This window comes from Lysinibacillus sp. OL1, from assembly GCF_004332175.1.
GTDB lineage: Bacteria > Bacillota > Bacilli > Bacillales_A > Planococcaceae > Lysinibacillus > Lysinibacillus capsici.
Genome location: NZ_SJDS01000020.1, coordinates 18,491 through 33,544, shown reverse-complemented (window position 1 = coordinate 33,544; position 15,054 = coordinate 18,491). Strand labels below are relative to the sequence as shown.

The following is a 15,054-nucleotide window of genomic DNA, read 5'->3' as shown; positions in this document are numbered from 1 at the left end:
TAAAAAAGAATCTGCTCGCCCTCTATGGCAAGCGGATTCTTTTTATTAGACATTCTGTTGATTGTTTGTGTTTTTCTTTTCTGCTAAAATACGTGCTTCAATTTCTTTTGATTTTAATTCTTGTTTCTTAGAAATTTTTCTAAAAAGCGTAAACACGATAATACATAAAATAAGCATAATTAAAAATTCAAATGCTGCTGGAATATAACCTGATTTGTCTTCTGGGAAATATAAAAATTGATACATAAAGTTCTGCATGTTCTACACGTCCTTATACGTATTATTCAAAGACTGTAATTGACTCAATTTTCACATCTTCTAATGGTTTGTCACGGAAATCTTTTTCCACATCTGCAATTTTATCCACAATGTCCATACCTTCTACTACATGACCGAATACTGTGTGTTTATGGTCTAACCAAGGTGTACCACCGTTTTGAGCATAAGCTTCGATGATCTCTTCAGGGAAGCCCGCCCCTTGTAATTGACGAAGCATATCACTTGGAAGGTGCTTCATTTGTACAATAAAGAATTGAGAACCATTTGTGTTTGGTCCTGCATTTGCCATTGAAAGCGCTCCACGTAGGTTAAACAATTGCTCTGAGAACTCATCTTCAAAGGAATTACCCCAAATTGATTCTCCGCCCATACCAGTACCAGTTGGGTCGCCACCTTGAATCATGAAGTCTTGAATAACACGGTGGAAAATAATGCCGTTATAGTAGCCTGATTTAGCATGACCTAAAAAATTCTCAACCGTTTTCGGTGCGTGCTCAGGAAATAATTTAATTTTGATAGCACCTAATGTTGTGTTCATTTCTACAAGCACTTCGCCTGCTTGTACGTCTGTTGTTAACTGTGGAAACATGGAAGTCTCTCCTTTAATGATAAATTTCAGTTTCAATGAAAAAGATGCCCTTGCATCTTTTCTGACCTCATTTTAGTCTAACATACTTCCTACTGGTTTTCTCCCTCTAAGTATTGACGATTTTTGCACTTTTACTATTCATGTTTAAAACTATGTAAATAGGTCTGAGCGAGTATTTGGAATCAATCCAAAATATGTTATTCTGATGAAGGATTTATAGAAAGAGTGGAGGCACACATGAAAAAGGCTTTTGGTTTTTTTATTATCGTTCTATCCCTTCCTGCTTTATGGTGGATTAGCACAAACATTAAAACAGAATTCAATATTGCACAAGCACATGAGGAACAAATGACTAATGCAATACATTTACCCGAGGTAGAGGCCCAACTACCTGTTACCCTTATTGATCGAAATGGGCAAACATTTAGTGAGGAATATGTCGAATGGCGGCAGCCACTAAGTTTACAAGAAATTCCACAAATTGCCCAGGAAATATTCATTACCAGTGAGGATGCTGATTTTTATACGCATATTGGCTTTGATTTAAGTGCTATTATTCGTGCAGTTGTAGCCAATTCAAATAGCAACACAACCTCTCAAGGAGGTAGTACAATTACGCAGCAGCTTGTCCGGATGCGTTATTTATCTGAGGAAAAAACATATGAACGGAAATTAACAGAGCTTTTTTATGCCTATGAATTAGAAAAAGAATTTGATAAAGAAGCCATTTTAACGATGTACCTAAATGAGTCCTATTTCAGCAATCAAGTTTATGGCATTGGCGGAGCAGCCACCTATTATTTTCAAAAGCCACTCCAAGAATTATCCATAGCTGAAATAGCTTTCATTGCTGCCATCCCAAATAACCCTTCCCTTTATAATCCTTTAAAGAATTATGATCAAACTAAAGCAAGGCAGGAGCGTTTGTTAGATACCCTTGCAGCAAATGAAGCTATTACAGAGGAAGAGGCAAAAAACTATAAGGCTGATCCCATTACATTAAATGTGAAAGATAAAATTCAAAGTTATCCAATGTATAGCACTTATGTTCTTCAAGAGCTAAAATGGCTTATTGCAGAAAAAGAAGGTTATGCGGATCGACTAAGCTTAACAGAGAATGAGGAAGAAAAGAAAAAAATTAAAGCACAATTAGACAATCGACTCAATACATTATTTCAAAATGGACTCATCATTCACACAGCGCTTGATCCTACTAAACAGCAGCATGATGAGGAAAAAATGTCAGCTATTTTAGGTACTAGCCCATTCCAAGCAGCAGGTGCAGCCATTGAAAACCAATCAAGAGAAATAGTCAGTCTGTATGCAGGAAAGAATTATGAAAAATTTGATTTCCATCGTGCATTCCAAGGAACACGTCAGCCAGGTTCAGCTTTTAAGCCTCTGGCAGTCTATGCACCATTCTTCGAAACAACATCTCATACACCTGATTCGATTGTCAATGGTGGGCGTTATTGTGTGGGCTCGTTTTGCCCACAAAACTATGGGGGCTATACGTATGGTGATGTGTCAATTCGTACTGCTTTTCGACATAGCTATAATACATCTGCACTTCGTCTCTTTCAAACCGTTGGCGTCGAGACAGCCTTTCATTATCTTAATCGCTTTCACTTCCGCTCGATTGTAGAGAAAGATTATAATTATGCCGCATCATTAGGAGGACTAACCTATGGTGTAACAGCATTAGAACTAGCAGATGCTTATACTAGCTTTATTGATGGCTCTTATGTACTTGCTCATAGTATTCGCAAAGTCACAGCATTAGATGGAACAGAGCTTTATAGTTGGGATACACAGCGTGATCAAATTTGGTCTCCGAAAACAGTAAAATACATGCGTGAACTCCTTGCAGATGTTGTAGCAAACGGTACGGGTCAAGGTGTCTATAGTAACAGCAGCTACGTTGGTGCAAAAACAGGGACAACGAATGACTATCGTGACTACTGGCTTGCTGGACTCAATAATGAATATACTGCTGCTGTATGGCTAGGGTATGATAAACCTCAATCGATGCAGCAATTAGAAGAGTACAAAATCCATCACCAATTATTTAATGTTTTGCTTGAGTAGTGAAACATGCAAAAGGTAGTAGTCTCAATCGACTACTACCTTTTCAACGTGTTAAAAAACAAAACCATCCATAAAATTTTTATGAAAGATGTAAATGGTTTTCCGTTTCAGGCTACTTGCTTTCCTATGGGCGAGCATCAAAAGCCTTCTACTCTAACCCTTAAAAAGGTTAGCTTTTTAGCAACAGTTTTCAAATAAAGTGAAAGTGTTCACTATTCTCTATGGAGGGTGGGTCTCACTCATCGCTTCTCAACATTGAAAATAAGAGCCTATCCTCTCTCTAATTATACAAAAAATGGGTTATTTTGTTTATGCAGCTAGTAAAAAATAAGGAAAAGGCAATTTTGCACCTGGTTGATTGGAGAGGAGCCAGCTTCACTCCTAGGGATTTAGCGTCACAGATGGGACGCTGGCGGAACGGAAATCAATCCCTCGCTTTTTCTACTATTAACATCACCATTTTAATAGTATGTATTAATTTGCAAACGGCAGACTTGCCAAAATGCCATTATATAGCTTTAATACGACATAAACAACTAATGTTAAAAGAATCGTCCACATAAAAAGCTCAAAGATTAATAGACCGATTGTGCCGCCCATTGATATAAAATGACTCATTTTATAAATCAGATAAACAAAGTAGGTAAATATCGTTATGACAAAAATACCTATTAAAACATAAATAAATTGGATGGCAAATGCAGAACACATAGCACCTACAAATAAAATAATATAGCCACCTCGAGCCTGACTAACTGTGGCTCCTTCGTTGTCCTTTGAAAAGAACAGCATTCCTACCTCATGAATGGTTTCGCCTACAAGTTTAAGGGCAGAAAATAACATAAAAAAAACAATGGCAAAGACGATGAGTAGAAATACACGTAATTCAAAATCTGATAAAAACTCTCGCATTCCTGAATATACACCGATGGCTTGAAAAATCTGTAATGATTTACCAACAGCATACATCCCAAATGTCAAACTAAACAATAAAATTGTAATTAATGGTAGATAACCATAGATATATGGGTTCTTCATAAAAAATTTTTTTCCTCTATTTTTATTGATAACTTCCTATTTATAATATAACGAAAATTCTCCAACGACCGCAAGCTAAATCCCAATAGTACATATGCATTCCCAATTAAAGTACGTTATAATTGATTTACTTACCTGCATAAAGGAGGGTTTTTTTGTTACAAGTACTTTATATTTTTATTCCAATGCTTGTTGCAATATTAGTGCCATTTTTATATAAACGCATGAATAATATTCACACAGGTTGGTTTGTTCTTGCTGTACCTGTTACGCTTGCTGTTATTTATGCAACATATATTGCTCAAGTTGCTAAAGGTGAAGTATTTACTGCAGAGCTACCTTGGATTCCATCGCTTGATATTTCCATCATCTCATATTTAGATGGACTTAGCTTATTATTCTCATTACTCATTACTGGAATTGGCTCGTTAGTTGTGCTTTACTCCATTTTTTACTTAGATAAACATAAAGAAAAATTACATAACTTTTATGTTTACCTACTGTTATTTATGTCAGCCATGCTGGGAGTAGTACAGTCAGATCATTTAATTACACTCTATTTCTTCTGGGAGCTAACATCCATATCATCATTTTTACTCATCGGCTATTGGTATAATCGGGATGCCTCACGCTTCGGCGCATTAAAGTCTATGATGATTACAGTTGGCGGCGGCTTAATGATGCTAGGTGGCTTCGTTCTTCTTTATTTAATGGGAGGAACCTATTCTATTCGAGAATTGATTGTCATGGCACCAAATTTAGTAGATCAGCCTTTATTCACTTGGTCACTTGTCCTATTACTCTTGGGAGCATTTACAAAATCCGCGCAATTCCCATTCTACATTTGGTTACCAGATGCCATGGAGGCGCCAACACCAGTAAGTGCATACCTTCACTCAGCAACAATGGTCAAAGCAGGTATCTATTTAGTTGCACGATTTACGCCGATTTTTGCAGCCTCTGAGCTTTGGGTGTGGCTTGTAACAGGTGTAGGTATCTTAACTTTATTCTGGGGTTCCTTCTTTGCAGTGAAGCAAACTGATTTAAAAGGCATTCTAGCATTCTCTACAGTCAGTCAGCTTGGGCTTATTATGTCACTACTTGGGGCAAGTGCTGTTGCTTTTCATGCAAATGGCTCAGTCGATACCATTAAGTTTGCTGCATTTGCTGCCATTTTCCACCTTATTAATCATGCCACATTTAAAGGTAGTCTCTTCATGATTGCAGGCATTGTGGATCATGAAACAGGAACTAGAGATATTCGTAAACTCGGTGGCTTAATGAGTATTATGCCAATTAGTTTTACCGTGGCTGCAATAGGAAGTTTATCAATGGCTGGTCTTCCGCCATTTAATGGCTTCTTAAGTAAAGAAATGTTTTTAACAGCCATGCTTGCACTTCAGAAGTTTGAATTATTTGGCTTTGAAACATGGGGAGCACTCTTCCCTATTGTTGCGTGGATTGCTAGTATTTTTACATTTATCTATAGCTTCTATTTTGTTTTCCGAACATTTAATGGGAATTACAAACCAGAGCAGTTACCTCATAAACCACATGAGGCGCCGATTGGTATGCTAATTTCACCTATTCTTTTAGGGACTTTAGTTGTGACAATCTTCTTTATTCCAAACATTATCGGTAATATCTTTGTAAAACCAGCCGTTCAAGCGATACAGCCATTTTTGTATGATTCGCCTCAAGCTGTTGATATTCATGTATCAGCTTGGCATGGTAAGATCACTCCTGAGCTACTGATGACTATTGGAATTATAATTGTAGGGGTATTGTTATTTGTTGCCTTACCAAAATGGCAAGGGATGTATCAACGATTCCCGCAAGCGTTAACATTAAACAATGCCTATGACAAAATCATGCAGGGATTAGATGTTGGCTTAAATCGTATATCTCGACGCTATATGACAGGTTCTATGCGTCACTATTTACTCTATATGTTTAGCGGAATTACTATTATTGTTATCGGCTCTCTATTCGTGAAAGATGCATTTAATATTTCATTCCAAGGAGCCTCCCCAATTAATCTATACGAAATTATCTTGATCATTGTCTTATTAATTGGTACTGGCATCACCATCTTGGCAAAATCGCGATTAACGGCCATTATTGGGCTTGGTACTGTTGGCTATACAGTCGCCTTATTCTTTGTCATTTTTAACGCACCTGATTTAGCGCTGACCCAGCTCGTTATTGAAACGATTTCAGTTGCACTATTTTTATTAGCATTTTACCATCTACCTAAGCTTGGTAAACGAGAGGAGCGAATGAGGTTCCAGTTAAATCGTGCCATTGTTTCAGTTGCAGTTGGTGTGATGGTAACACTTGTTGCGCTATCAGCTCATTCTCAAAAACTAATTCCCTCTATTGCTAAGTACTACGAGGAAACCGTCTATTCATTAGCTGGTGGTGGAAATATTGTAAACGTAATTTTAGTAGACTATCGTGGTTTCGATACATTGTTTGAAATTACAGTACTCGGCATAGCTGGCATGGGCATCTTAGCTATGATTAAGTTACGTATGAATAGAAAGGAGAACACTCATGAAAACAAATGATGTGATAATACAATTTACAGCTAAAATTGTATTTTTCATTATTTTCTTCTTCTCCATTCATATTTTTTTAGCTGGTCACTATACGCCTGGTGGAGGCTTTGTTGGGGGGCTGTTAACATCAAGTGCACTTGTTCTTTTAGTGTTAGCCTATGATATCAACACAGTCCGCCATATTCTACCTATTAATTACACGTATTTAACAGCCATTGGCTTACTATTAGCCCTTGCTACTGCGGCATACCCAATGTTTGTGGGCAAACCGTTTTTCACACATTTCTTTGATTATTTCGATTTACCGCTTCTAGGCAAACAGTCATTACACACGGCTATGCTTTTTGATAGCGGGGTCTATTTGGTTGTTGTCGGCGTTACGATGACCATTATTCAAACGATTGGAGAGGATGAATAATGGAAATAATTATGGCCTTTGTGATCGGCTTTCTCTTTATGGCAGCGGTCTATTTAATCTTATCAAAAAGTTTATTGCGAATTATTATTGGAACAGGTCTGTTAAGTCATGGTGCTCATCTACTCATCTTAACAATGGGTGGTCTTGGTGGTGAAGCTCCACCCGTCTTAAACGAAGGAGCCAAAACATTTGCTGATCCCTTACCCCAAGCACTTATTTTAACTGCAATTGTTATAAGCTTTGGGGTGACAGCATTCTTCCTTGTACTTGCCTACCGTTCCTATCAAGAGCTTAACACGGATGATATTAGCTTAATGAGAGGAAGTGATGAGGATGAATAACTTCCTACTATTACCCATTATCATCCCGTTTTTCTTCGGTATGATTTTAATGTTTGGACAAAAAAATCTAACTTATCAGCGATCATTTTCATTACTTGGGATTGGACTAGCCCTCCTCTCTGCCCTCTCTCTGCTTTTAACAGTGAAAGAAGATGGTATTCAAAAGGTCACATTTGGAAATTGGCCTGTTCCTTACGGTATTACAATGGTATCTGATATGGTGTCTGCATTGCTCGTTACAACGACATTGCTCATTGCGCTATTTGTTGTTTGGTATGGCTTCGGTTCCATCACGAAGGAACGCGAACGCTTCTTTTATTACCCTGGTATTATGTTTATTTTAACTGGGGTCAATGGTGCCTTTACAACAGGAGATATTTTTAACTTATTTGTGTTCTTTGAAGTATTGTTAATGGCTTCCTATTTACTCATTGTTTTAGGTGGTGAGAAGGGGCAACTGAAAGGGTCTATTAAATATATTTTAATCAATGTTATTTCTTCGGCCTTATTTGTCATAACCGTTGCCTATTTATATTCTGTAGTAGGAACATTAAACATGGCTGATATTGCGGTAAAAATTGCTGAAATTAATCAACCAGGAATTATTACTGTTATTGCCGTACTATTTTTAATGGTATTTGGACTTAAAGCAGCTATTTTCCCATTATATTTTTGGCTTCCTACTTCGTATGCAGCAGCACCGATACCTGTCTTAACTCTATTCGGCGCACTGCTCACAAAGGTTGGGGTATATGCCATTACACGTACCTATACACTATTTTTTGTACATGATTTATCCTATACGCATGATTTACTAATGGCATTAGCTATTGCAACAATTGTGGCTGGTTGTATTGGGGCGCTCGCTTATTTTGATGTAAAGCTCATTATTATCTATAACATTGTCATTGCAGTAGGTGTCATTTTATTTGGTGTCTCTCAAATGAATGAGGCTTCTTTAAAAGGAGCTATGTTTTATTTAATTCACGATATGCTAATTAAGGCAGCACTCTTTATGTTAATCGGCATTGTCATCTACATTACTGGTACATCTGACTTGCGTAAAATGGGTGGACTTATGCAAAAATACCCTGCACTGGGTTGGTGTTATTTAATAGCAGCGTTTGGCTTAGCTGGAATTCCACCACTTAGCGGGTTTGTTGGAAAGCTGTTAATTGTTCAGGGAGGCTTTGAGGCTGGAAGTATGTGGAGCAGTATTTTCATTTTAGCATCTTCATTGCTTGTTTTACTATCCGTGATTCGTATTTTCCTTTATGCCTTTTGGGGTGAGGAAAAAGAAACACAAGGTACCGTCGACAAATCTACCTATAAAATGCTGTTTATGCCTACTGCCTTTTTAGTACTTATTACAGTCGCATATGGTGTGGGTTCTGAATGGATTACGCCATTTATGGATGATGCTGCAAAACTATTAAATGATCCATCTATCTATATAGATGCTGTGATGAAGGAGGATTAGCACTATGGCATTTCAAATGATTTTAAATTTTGTACTTGCCTTTGTCTGGATGTTCCTTTCCTCTAATTACACAGCAACTGGTTTTATCATAGGATTCATAATGGGCATACTTTTACTTATTCTCATGCGGAGGTTTTTCAAGTCTCGTCTTTATGTCTATCGATTATGGGCTCTGCTAAAATTAACGTTGTTGTTCTTTAAAGAATTAATTTTAGCAAATGTTCAAGTGTTGAAAGTAGTGTTGAAGCCTAAACTGGACATGCAACCAGCCTTTTTTGCTTATCCAACTGTTTTAACACAAGACTGGGAAATTACGTTATTATCAAGTCTTATTACTTTAACACCAGGAACAGTGGTAGTGCATGTTTCGGATGATGCGAAAACATTGTATGTACATGCCATTGATATTAACGATGTGGATGAAGCCATTGCTTCCATTCGAGATTCATTTGAAAAAGCGATTTTGGAGGTGAGTAAATCATGACAACATTTATTATTGCTGTAATCGTAGTGATTTGCTTATCAATGATAGCGGTCATTTATCGAATGGTAAAAGGTCCTTCCTCATCCGATCGTGTTGTAGCTTTGGATTCACTAGGTGTTTCACTCATTTCCCTAATCGGACTATTTTCGATTTTAGTGGAAACAAGCTTCTTTCTTGAAATCATTTTATTGCTAGCAATTTTATCGTTTATCGGTACGATGGCTTTCTCTAAATTCATAGAGAAAGGAGATATCATCAAACGTGACAATTCTCGCTAATAGCTTAGTTATCTTTTTCATTACTGTTGGAGTACTCTTTATTGTCGTGACAGCTATCGGACTTGTCCGCTTACCCGATTTGTATACACGTGCACATGCCGCTTCAAAAAGTGCAACACTTGGCGTCATGTGTGTACTAATTGGTGTATTCTTTCACTTTTGGCTGATTGAAGATCATTTCAACCCTCGTATTTTACTGGGGATACTCTTCCTCTTTATTACTGGTCCTGTTGGTGGACACATTATGACACGTTCTTCCTATATTGCTGGTGTTAAGCCATGGAAAGGTACCGTACGTGATGAACTAGGTCCTGAAATTGACAAAATGAAAAAGGAACAAGGTGTAAAATAAACGTAAAAATCTGCCCGATTACTAAATCGAGCAGATTTTTTTAGTTAAATATATCCCTTGGCAGTTAAAATATTTGTCAGTTGCACCACACATTCTTCTATGGAATGCTGTTCTGTATCCAAAATAACTTCTGGGTTAATTGGTTCTTCATATGGAGCGCTAATCCCTGTAAAATTAGTAATTTCAGCATTCCTTGCTTTTTTATACAAACCTTTAGGATCTCTTTTTTCACATGTTTCTACTGAACACTTTACATAGACCTCTAAAAATTCACCATCCTCTACAAGTTCACGGACTACCTGACGATCTTCGCGATAAGGTGAAATAAAAGCCGTTAGCACAATTTGACCGCTCTCTATAAATAACTTTGAGACTTCACCTATTCGACGAATATTTTCTTTGCGCCCTACCTCATCGAATCCTAAGTCACTATTTAAGCCATGACGCACATTATCACCATCTAATACGAAGGCTTGATTGCTCCTTTCAAATAATCGACGGGCAAATGCATTGGCCACTGATGATTTCCCTGAAGCAGATAAACCCGTAAACCATAAAATAAAGCTTTGATGTTTATTTTTTGAACGGCGTTCTTCTTTTGTAATGGAGGCTTCATGCCAAACAATGTTTGAACTCATTTCACTACCTCCTTACTCATACCTTTAATTAAAATGTCTACGACTTCTTTACGACTGAATGTACTTGGTGGTACTTCTCCATTTCGTAGCATCTCACGTACCTTCGTTCCTGATAGAATGACATGGGCAGAGCTATCATGTGGACACGTCTTTGTCGTCGCCATGCCTTCACATTGCTGGCAATAAAAGCTATGCTCAAATTTCAGTGGGACAATTCCTAATTCATCTTCAGTAAACTGCTCAAAAATCTTTTGTGCATCATATGTGCCATAATAATCACCAACACCTGCATGATCACGACCAACAATAAAATGCGTACAGCCATAATTTTTTCTAACAAGTGCATGAAAAATAGCTTCCCTTGGTCCTGCATACCGCATAGCGGCTGGGAAAATACCTAATTGTACACGACTTTCAGGATAATAGTTTTCTAATAAAACCTCATAGCTCTCCATACGTATAGCAGCTGACACATCATCTGACTTTGTTTCTCCAACAAGTGGATTTAGAAATAACCCATCAATCGTTTCAAGTGCTGCCTTTTGAATATATTCATGCGCCCTATGGACTGGATTACGTGTTTGGAAGCCAACAATAGTTTTCCATCCCTTGTCAGCAAATAATTGTTGCGTTTCTATTGGGTCAAATGAATAAGCAGGGAACTTTTGTGTAAGACGTTTAATTAACGTAATTTTTCCTCCAACATAAATGGCAGGACGATCAAAAAGCTTTTGAACGCCCGGATGTGCTAAATCCTCTGTTCCATAGACAAGTAAAGCCTCTTTTCGTTTATTCGGCTCATAAATATCTGCTACTTCAATAACGCCATATACTTCATCACCATAAACCAGCTTCACCTCGTCACCAGGCTGTAAAATGGACGCTTTCTCTTTTGTAACAGGTAATGTAATCGGAATACTCCATACTACACCTGATGCTAAACGACTTTGTGCCACGACTGACTCATAGTCTACTTGTGTTAAAAAACCTTCAATTGGGCTATACCCCCCTATAGCAATTAGCTCTAAATCACTCAACGAAATTGCATCCAACTCAATTTCCTTATGAATAGTTGTGATTTTTTTTTCCGGATTAAATGCTTGCACAAGTAGTCCACCATGTGGTTGTAGACTCATAAAAATCTCCTCCTAATTCTAGTTAAATACTAAGTTTTGTAGTCAAAAGATAGTGATGATATGATTCAATTTAAATGCCTTCCCCTGCATCATAGATAGACTGCTCTTCTTCACGCATCGTACGCATCAGACTAATGACCCCTAGCGTCCCAACAATAATGCTGCCATTTAAAATAATGGCATAAAGGTCTTTTTCTAAAAATAACTGCACTAAAAAATAAGAAATGACTAATGAAAAGATGGGTGATACAACCCAAATACGTATAATTTTTTTCACAATATGCTTATGGAAGATTTGCTTTCCGTTTTTCGCCATCCCCATACCAATGATGGATGAAGAAGTGACTTGTGTTAAGGGTACTGGAAGCCCAAAAATTGAGCTTACGCCAACAAGCAGTGCACCTGTACTTGAAATGAGAATGCCCTCTGCCTTTTGAAAGCGCACTATTTTTTTACCGTTTGTTTCAAGCACTCGTTTACCAAGTAGCAGAGCACCTATTGCGACAAATGCACCGCCAAGCACAATGCCCGTTGTCACATCTATCATTCCTGCTCCCACCAACGGCCCAACTGCATTGGCAACATTATTCATCCCCGCTGAAAATGCTTCGAAAAATCCTGCTAAAACGAGAAGAACAGTTAAAATTGGTCGATCTTTCAGCAACCCTGTGTTTTGTAACTTATATAATAACTTTCCACAGACAAGAGCAATGACAAAGGCAACAAGCGGTACAATCACCCAAAATGATATAATGACAAGCAGCGAATTGACGAATAGTACTTTATAGGCAATTCCTACACCCACGACAGCACCCACTGTTACTTCACTCGTTGATAAGGGAATGCCTAAAAGATTGGCGAAAAATAACGAGCTTGTCGCAGAAATCAAGATAATGATAACAACCTTTACCGTAATATATTCCTGGGGCATAATGCCTGAGCTTATCGTTTTAACTACCTCTCCTCCGCCTAATACAGCTCCACTGTAGACGCCTATCGCGCATAAAAGCAATGCTTGCCACGCTTTTTTGATGGCACCTGCCCCATAAGCAACACCCATTGAGGCTGCTGCACCACTTGCTCCTATGTTCATCGCAAAAAATAAACTAATAGCTATTGCAAAATATTCAAGCATGGCAGAACTCCTTTATTCATGTAACCCGCACTCGGTTTTACCAGAGCCTTGCCATCTACCTGAACGTAAATCCTCCATTGTAAATGCTGGTTTCGTACAATGCTCACAGCCGATGCTTGGATAGCCTTGATCGTGTAACGGATTATATGGCAAACTGTACTTTGAAACATAACGCCAGACATCCTTCCAAGTCCAATGAATCAATGGACAAACTTTAATCGATTTAAATTTATCGTCACGATTTAAAAAGTTTGTTTGTTGACGTGTTGGTGATTGCTCACGACGTAAACCTGATATCCAAGCCTTTTTACCTGATAAGGCTTCGTGTAAAGGTTTTATCTTACGAATATCACAGCACTTATTTGGGTTGGTTTTCCATAGTTCGTCACCATGTTGTGTCGCTTGTTGCTCAAGTGTAAGGGTTGGCTTTTTCATGACAATGTTGAGTTGTGGATATTTTTCTTTGACTTTATGAATGGTTTCATATGTTTCTTTAAAGTGTACATCTGTATCTAAAAATACAATCGTAGCGTTAGGCTTTACCTTTGAAATGAGATCAATTAAGACAATGCCCTCAATACCAAAGCTACATGCATAGACGATTTCATCTCCATATTCTTGATAGCTCCACTGTAAAACCTCTAGTGCAGCCTTATACATATCATCAACCTGAAAATCAATGATCGGTTCTTGCCAATTTTCGTAAGTTAACATCGAATCCCCCTCATAGCAAAAAAGGCGTTTTAACAAAAGACATAGGAAAAACAGGTCTTTGTTAAAACGCCTCTAGTTTGACTAGCCAGCTCTATATTTAATGATTGTTCACTAGTAGTTGTTACCTCGTACTACAATCATTCTTCTTATTACCAAATATATACTAAAGTACACCAAGCAGTCAACTAGGTTTTTTAAATATCTTTTCCATACACCCATTTTTTTTGCTCTTTGCTGCATATGATGAGTGGTATCTAAGGACACTTTTATTAATTTTCAAAATAAATAATCTTTTTTATAATTCCTTGTTGACTAATAGGAAATATATGTTTAATGTATTACTAAAGCTTTGACCTAAAAAAAAACGCTGATCAGAGGATCTGAAGGCCATCTACCCAATGTTGTCATGTCATTGTGGGTGATGGCTTTTTGCATTCTTAAGACAGAAAAGGGGCGGATTTACTATGAAAAAAAAGAGCTATGTTCTCCAATCATTGGCATTATTAACTATTCTAACGCTTAGTTTAACTGGCTGTGGAAGTGCTAACTCAGATGAAAAAGCAAGCGGTCAGGAAGACAAGAAGTCTGTAGAGCTACTAAATGTTTCCTATGATCCAACACGGGAGCTTTACGATGAGTTCAACAAAGATTTTATAAAAAAATGGAAGGATGATACTGGCCAAGACGTCACAATCAATCAATCACATGGTGGATCTGGCAAACAGGGGCGTGCAGTGATTGATGGTCTTGAAGCCGACGTTGTGACACTCGCACTCGCTTACGATATTGATGAAATTGCTCAAACGCGTGAGCTGCTGAATAAAGATTGGCAAACCGAATTTGATCATAATTCGACTCCCTATACATCTACAATTGTTTTTTTAGTTCGCAAGGGCAATCCAAAAAACATACAAGATTGGGATGATTTGATTCAAGATGATGTAGCTGTCATTACACCTAATCCCAAAACCTCTGGAGGTGCACGTTGGAACTACCTAGCTGCTTGGGCTTATGCCGGAAAGTTATATAACAATGATGAGACAAAAATAAAAGAATTTATGAAATCACTTTACAGCAATGTAGAAGTACTTGATTCTGGCGCTCGTGGAGCTACAACAACATTCGTAGAACGTAAAATTGGAGATGTCTTAATTGCGTGGGAAAATGAAGCATACCTCTCTCTTAATGAATTAGGTAAGGATGAATTTGAAATCATCACGCCTTCATTAAGTATTTTAGCAGAGCCACCAGTTGCAATTGTAGACAAAATCGTAGATAAAAAAGGGACACGTGAAGTCGCTGAAGCTTACTTACAGCATTTATATAGTGATACAGGGCAAGAAATTGCGGCGAAAAATTATTATCGACCACGTAGTGAAACGATTCTAGCAAAGTATAAAGATCAATTCCCTCAGCTTGAACTTGTTTCCATCGATGATTTTGGTGGTTGGTCACAAGCACAAGCAACCCATTTTAAAGATGGTGGTACCTTTGATGAAATATACGTACCACAATAAGGAGCG

16 protein-coding genes are annotated in these 15,054 nt (G+C 37.8%); 9 read left to right on the top strand and 7 right to left on the bottom strand.

Features of this window, described 5'->3' with window-relative positions:
• Nucleotides 1-45: 45 nt before the first annotated feature.
• Together EW028_RS22960 and EW028_RS22955 are read right to left on the bottom strand one after the other, a co-directional pair.
• On the bottom strand, nucleotides 46-258 hold the full coding sequence (locus EW028_RS22960) for a hypothetical protein (protein ID WP_066038174.1): 213 nt from the start codon (nucleotides 256-258) through the stop codon (nucleotides 46-48).
• A gap of 22 nt (nucleotides 259-280) precedes the next feature.
• Nucleotides 281-868 (bottom strand): peptidylprolyl isomerase, encoded by a 588-nt coding sequence (locus EW028_RS22955; RefSeq protein WP_004228389.1) that lies wholly within the window; start codon nucleotides 866-868, stop codon nucleotides 281-283.
• A gap of 237 nt (nucleotides 869-1,105) precedes the next feature.
• On the opposite strand from EW028_RS22955, the gene EW028_RS22950 reads away from it, so the two are divergent.
• Nucleotides 1,106-2,956, top strand: coding sequence for a transglycosylase domain-containing protein (locus EW028_RS22950; RefSeq protein WP_131522562.1), 1,851 nt, complete (start codon nucleotides 1,106-1,108; stop codon nucleotides 2,954-2,956).
• Nucleotides 2,957-3,430: 474 nt separating this feature from the next.
• Here the strand turns inward: EW028_RS22950 and EW028_RS22940 are convergent, their stop codons facing one another.
• A complete protein-coding gene (locus EW028_RS22940; protein ID WP_131522560.1) occupies nucleotides 3,431-3,994 on the bottom strand; it encodes a DUF5366 family protein in 564 nt (187 codons plus the stop codon).
• A 155-nt stretch (nucleotides 3,995-4,149) separates the two neighbouring features.
• On the opposite strand from EW028_RS22940, the gene EW028_RS22935 reads away from it, so the two are divergent.
• Genes EW028_RS22935 through mnhG form a run of 7 tightly spaced genes read left to right on the top strand, consistent with a single transcriptional unit; the run spans nucleotide 4,150 to nucleotide 9,908 of the window.
• Entirely contained in the window at nucleotides 4,150-6,564 is a 2,415-nt protein-coding gene (locus tag EW028_RS22935; protein WP_131522559.1) for a Na+/H+ antiporter subunit A, read from the top strand.
• Nucleotides 6,551-6,973, top strand: coding sequence for a Na(+)/H(+) antiporter subunit B (locus EW028_RS22930; RefSeq protein WP_004228380.1), 423 nt, complete (start codon nucleotides 6,551-6,553; stop codon nucleotides 6,971-6,973). The genes EW028_RS22935 and EW028_RS22930 overlap by 14 nt, the downstream gene beginning before the upstream one ends.
• Nucleotides 6,973-7,314, top strand: coding sequence for a Na(+)/H(+) antiporter subunit C (locus EW028_RS22925; protein ID WP_004228379.1), 342 nt, complete (start codon nucleotides 6,973-6,975; stop codon nucleotides 7,312-7,314). The genes EW028_RS22930 and EW028_RS22925 overlap by 1 nt, the downstream gene beginning before the upstream one ends.
• Complete coding sequence (locus EW028_RS22920) at nucleotides 7,307-8,794, top strand: Na+/H+ antiporter subunit D (RefSeq protein WP_131522558.1); 1,488 nt, start codon at nucleotides 7,307-7,309, stop codon at nucleotides 8,792-8,794. Before EW028_RS22925 ends, EW028_RS22920 begins: the two co-directional genes overlap by 8 nt.
• 4 nt (nucleotides 8,795-8,798) lie before the next feature.
• On the top strand, nucleotides 8,799-9,278 hold the full coding sequence (locus EW028_RS22915) for a Na+/H+ antiporter subunit E (protein WP_131522557.1): 480 nt from the start codon (nucleotides 8,799-8,801) through the stop codon (nucleotides 9,276-9,278).
• Nucleotides 9,275-9,556, top strand: a complete 282-nt coding sequence (locus EW028_RS22910) for a Na(+)/H(+) antiporter subunit F1 (RefSeq protein WP_131522556.1) — start codon at nucleotides 9,275-9,277, stop codon at nucleotides 9,554-9,556. Before EW028_RS22915 ends, EW028_RS22910 begins: the two co-directional genes overlap by 4 nt.
• Entirely contained in the window at nucleotides 9,540-9,908 is a 369-nt protein-coding gene (gene mnhG, locus EW028_RS22905) for a monovalent cation/H(+) antiporter subunit G (protein ID WP_131522555.1), read from the top strand. The genes EW028_RS22910 and mnhG overlap by 17 nt, the downstream gene beginning before the upstream one ends.
• A 44-nt stretch (nucleotides 9,909-9,952) precedes the next feature.
• On the opposite strand, the gene cysC is transcribed toward mnhG, so the two are convergent.
• From cysC to EW028_RS22885, 4 genes are all read right to left on the bottom strand, one after another.
• The gene (gene cysC / locus EW028_RS22900) at nucleotides 9,953-10,546 is read right to left on the bottom strand and encodes an adenylyl-sulfate kinase (RefSeq protein WP_131522554.1); all 594 of its coding nucleotides are present in this window, start codon (nucleotides 10,544-10,546) and stop codon (nucleotides 9,953-9,955) included.
• A complete protein-coding gene (gene sat / locus EW028_RS22895) occupies nucleotides 10,543-11,682 on the bottom strand; it encodes a sulfate adenylyltransferase (RefSeq protein WP_131522553.1) in 1,140 nt (379 codons plus the stop codon). The genes cysC and sat overlap by 4 nt, the downstream gene beginning before the upstream one ends.
• 70 nt (nucleotides 11,683-11,752) lie before the next feature.
• Nucleotides 11,753-12,817 carry a sulfate permease gene (locus EW028_RS22890; RefSeq protein ID WP_131522552.1) on the bottom strand — a complete coding sequence of 355 codons (1,065 nt, stop codon included), beginning with the start codon at nucleotides 12,815-12,817 and terminating at the stop codon, nucleotides 11,753-11,755.
• A 12-nt stretch (nucleotides 12,818-12,829) separates the two neighbouring features.
• Entirely contained in the window at nucleotides 12,830-13,531 is a 702-nt protein-coding gene (locus EW028_RS22885; protein ID WP_131522551.1) for a phosphoadenylyl-sulfate reductase, read from the bottom strand.
• Between the two features lie 464 nt (nucleotides 13,532-13,995).
• Between EW028_RS22885 and EW028_RS22880 the strand changes: the two genes are divergently transcribed.
• Nucleotides 13,996-15,048 carry a sulfate ABC transporter substrate-binding protein gene (locus EW028_RS22880; RefSeq protein ID WP_131522550.1) on the top strand — a complete coding sequence of 351 codons (1,053 nt, stop codon included), beginning with the start codon at nucleotides 13,996-13,998 and terminating at the stop codon, nucleotides 15,046-15,048.
• Nucleotides 15,049-15,054: the final 6 nt, after the last annotated feature.

Excerpts from the sequence above, each read along its gene's own strand:
- EW028_RS22890 (WP_131522552.1), bottom strand. The coding sequence starts at position 12,817 with ATGCTTGAATATTTTGCAATAGCTATTAGTTTATTTTTTGCGATGAAC.
- EW028_RS22955 (WP_004228389.1), bottom strand. The coding sequence starts at position 868 with ATGTTTCCACAGTTAACAACAGACGTACAAGCAGGCGAAGTGCTTGTA.
- cysC (WP_131522554.1), bottom strand. The coding sequence starts at position 10,546 with ATGAGTTCAAACATTGTTTGGCATGAAGCCTCCATTACAAAAGAAGAA.
- EW028_RS22910 (WP_131522556.1), top strand. The coding sequence starts at position 9,275 with ATGACAACATTTATTATTGCTGTAATCGTAGTGATTTGCTTATCAATG.
- EW028_RS22920 (WP_131522558.1), top strand. The coding sequence starts at position 7,307 with ATGAATAACTTCCTACTATTACCCATTATCATCCCGTTTTTCTTCGGT.
- EW028_RS22950 (WP_131522562.1), top strand. The coding sequence starts at position 1,106 with ATGAAAAAGGCTTTTGGTTTTTTTATTATCGTTCTATCCCTTCCTGCT.
- EW028_RS22930 (WP_004228380.1), top strand. The coding sequence starts at position 6,551 with ATGAAAACAAATGATGTGATAATACAATTTACAGCTAAAATTGTATTT.
- EW028_RS22960 (WP_066038174.1), bottom strand. The coding sequence starts at position 258 with ATGCAGAACTTTATGTATCAATTTTTATATTTCCCAGAAGACAAATCA.
- EW028_RS22925 (WP_004228379.1), top strand. The coding sequence starts at position 6,973 with ATGGAAATAATTATGGCCTTTGTGATCGGCTTTCTCTTTATGGCAGCG.
- EW028_RS22880 (WP_131522550.1), top strand. The coding sequence starts at position 13,996 with ATGAAAAAAAAGAGCTATGTTCTCCAATCATTGGCATTATTAACTATT.
- EW028_RS22940 (WP_131522560.1), bottom strand. The coding sequence starts at position 3,994 with ATGAAGAACCCATATATCTATGGTTATCTACCATTAATTACAATTTTA.
- sat (WP_131522553.1), bottom strand. The coding sequence starts at position 11,682 with ATGAGTCTACAACCACATGGTGGACTACTTGTGCAAGCATTTAATCCG.
- EW028_RS22885 (WP_131522551.1), bottom strand. The coding sequence starts at position 13,531 with ATGTTAACTTACGAAAATTGGCAAGAACCGATCATTGATTTTCAGGTT.
- EW028_RS22915 (WP_131522557.1), top strand. The coding sequence starts at position 8,799 with ATGGCATTTCAAATGATTTTAAATTTTGTACTTGCCTTTGTCTGGATG.